This window comes from Kitasatospora cheerisanensis KCTC 2395 (genome assembly GCF_000696185.1).
Classification (GTDB): Bacteria; Actinomycetota; Actinomycetes; order Streptomycetales; family Streptomycetaceae; genus Kitasatospora; species Kitasatospora cheerisanensis.
On record NZ_KK853997.1, the window covers coordinates 6,343,215 to 6,344,338 of the forward strand.

Here is a 1,124-nt window from a genome sequence, read left to right on the forward strand (position 1 = left end):
AGCGGAGGCTGAAACGTTTCGTCCGTGTGCTCGGCCGGGCCCGCCCGGGAGTGCAGCCGGCGCAGCCCGGCCAGCGCGTCCACCGGCTCCGGGTCGGCCTCCTCGCCGGCGGGGGAGTCCGCGGGCCGCAGGCCGAGCTCGGTGCGGGAGACCGGCCTGCCGAGCCGCCGGGTGAACGCCTCCTCCAGCAACTGCGGCCCCGGATGCCGGGGTTGGGTGCCGGACAGCCAGTGGGCGACGGTCGTCCGGTCGTAGCCGACGCTGAACCCGCTCTCCCGGGCCACCTTCTGGAGGGCCGCGGCGAGGGCGGGCCCGTTCCAGCCGGCCTCCGCCATGAACGCGCGCAGCGCGGGATTCGGTCCACGGACGTGCGACATCGACAACTCCTCGTGCGGTCCGCCGAAGCGGTGCCACACGGAACGACCCTCGGGCTTCGGCGGCGCATGCCTGGTACGGAAACGCCGTCTGTTCAACGCGCGGGAACGGAAATCGGTGCGGTGGGGTACGCCTCCTCCCGGCGCGGACGGGAGAAGGAACACCGTTGGGAAGTCGGACCGGAAGAGGATGCTCATTCCGGCCGCGGGCGGTCCCGGCGGGCGGGGGAGCCGTTCAGCAGGTGGCGCAGCAGGGCCGCGGTGTCCAGGTGCCGGTGCTCGGCGCCCGGCGGCACCACCCGGTAGGTCAGCCCCAGGAAGTCCCGGACCGGGGCCGACGGGGTGTGCAGGACGGCGGTCTGGCCGGGCGTGCTGAGCGAGATCGTCAACAGCTCCGGATCGGCGCTGGACCGACGGATCGTCACATCGCCGACCCCGGACCAGCCGGCCAGCCCCTCGGCGAGCAGGTCGCGGGCGAACAGCCAGGTGATCGGCTCGTCCAGGTCGGCGTGGCAGTCCAGGTGCACCGCGTACGGGTCGGCCCGGTGGTAGCGCAGCCGGGCGGGGACGGAGACCCGCAGCCCCGGACAGGGCGACACGGTGACGTCCAGCAGCAGCACGCAGTCCGGATCACCGGAGCGCCGGAGCCAGCCGCTGGACGTGTTCTGGTGGGTCACCGGGTCTCCTTCGGGCGGTCGGCGGACAGGGCGGACGGGGCGGTCAGGGCCGGCACCGGCTCGGGTTCGGGTT

2 protein-coding genes are annotated in these 1,124 nt (G+C 74.2%); both read right to left on the minus strand.

Translation table 11 applies throughout. The annotated features are described in order from the left end of the window. Positions 1 to 377, minus strand: a 377-nt coding sequence (locus KCH_RS42765; protein WP_482793297.1) for an NsdA family TPR-like regulatory protein, incomplete at its 3' end; no start/stop codon positions are given. A gap of 191 nt (positions 378 to 568) precedes the next feature. Next, entirely contained in the window at positions 569 to 1,051 is a 483-nt protein-coding gene (locus KCH_RS28540; protein WP_051653553.1) for an SsgA family sporulation/cell division regulator, read from the minus strand. Positions 1,052 to 1,124 lie beyond the last annotated feature (73 nt).